The organism is Loktanella sp. DJP18 (assembly GCF_049310965.1).
Lineage (GTDB): Bacteria > Pseudomonadota > Alphaproteobacteria > Rhodobacterales > Rhodobacteraceae > Loktanella.
In genome coordinates, this window is record NZ_JBMERN010000327.1 from 1 (window position 1) to 1,275 (window position 1,275).

Annotated in this window: 2 protein-coding genes; both read left to right on the forward strand. The window is 61.7% G+C overall.

The genetic code is table 11. The features are described 5' to 3' along the window. The coding region (rfbB, locus tag ACOI1H_RS25645) for a dTDP-glucose 4,6-dehydratase (RefSeq protein ID WP_422441153.1) at positions 1 to 889 on the forward strand (889 nt) is incomplete at its 5' end. After that, positions 886 to 1,275 (forward strand): sugar nucleotide-binding protein (locus tag ACOI1H_RS25650; RefSeq protein WP_422441155.1); only part of this gene is annotated, 390 nt, incomplete at its 3' end. The genes rfbB and ACOI1H_RS25650, both read left to right, overlap by 4 nt.

Consider the following 1,275-nt stretch of genomic DNA (forward strand, 5'->3'; position numbering starts at 1 on the left):
TTATGCATTCGAACATGCAGATATTCGCGACCGCGCAGCGCTTGATCGCATCCTGGCGGGTCACGGCCCGGATGCGATCCTGCATCTGGCAGCGGAATCCCACGTCGATCGCTCGATTGACGGACCGGCCACGTTCATCGACACGAACGTCATGGGGACAGGCACCTTGCTGGAGGCGGCGCGGGTCTATTGGAACGGGCGCGGACGTCCCGACAGCTTCCGCTTTCATCATATCTCGACAGATGAGGTTTTTGGCTCTTTGGGTGATAAAGGCCAGTTTGACGAGACGACGGCCTATGACCCGCGCAGTCCCTATTCTGCAACAAAAGCGGCATCGGATCATCTTGTCCGCGCCTGGGGCGAAACCTACGGGCTGCCGGTGCTGGTGACCAACTGCTCGAACAACTACGGACCTTACCATTTCCCCGAGAAACTGATCCCGGTCGTCATCTTGAATGCCCTGCACGGCCGACAGATTCCGGTGTATGGCGCGGGTGCCAATGTGCGGGACTGGCTTTTCGTCGAAGACCACGCCGACGCCCTTCTGACCGTTCTGGAACGCGGCCAGGTCGGGCGCACCTATGCGATCGGTGGCGAAAACGAGGCGCGCAACATCGATATCGTGCGGATGATCTGTGCTCTTCTTGACGAACGGCACCCCGCAGGGGCACCACACGCCGACCTGATTTCCTTCGTCCCGGACCGCCCCGGCCATGATCTTCGGTATGCCATTGATGCCACGCGTATCCGCCAGGAACTGCGCTGGCGACCGACCGTCACGCTGCAAGAGGGTCTGGCGAGGACCGTCGACTGGTATCTGGCAAATCGAGAGTGGTGGCAGGCCTTGCTTGACCGCGATGGTGTCGGCACAAGGCTGGGTCAGGCATGATCCTTGTTTTCGGTCAATCGGGGCAGGTGGCACGCGCGCTGTCTAGGGACAAAGATGTCGTGACACTGTCGCGCCGGCAGGCTGACCTGTCTGACCCCGAGGCTTGCGGTCAGGCAATCCGGCAGCACCGACCGGTCGGTGTCATCAACGCGGCGGCATGGACGGCCGTCGATGCTGCCGAAGAACAGGAAGCCGCGGCCCGTGTCGTCAACGCCGATGCACCGGCAGCGATGGCGACAGCCTGCGCTGCACTCGATATCCCTTTCGTCCATATCTCGACCGATTACGTATTCCCCGGTGATGGTGACAGGGCATGGCACAGGGACGACGTCTGCGCACCGCTTCAGGCTTACGGGCGGACCAAACGGGCAGGCGAGCTTGCGGTT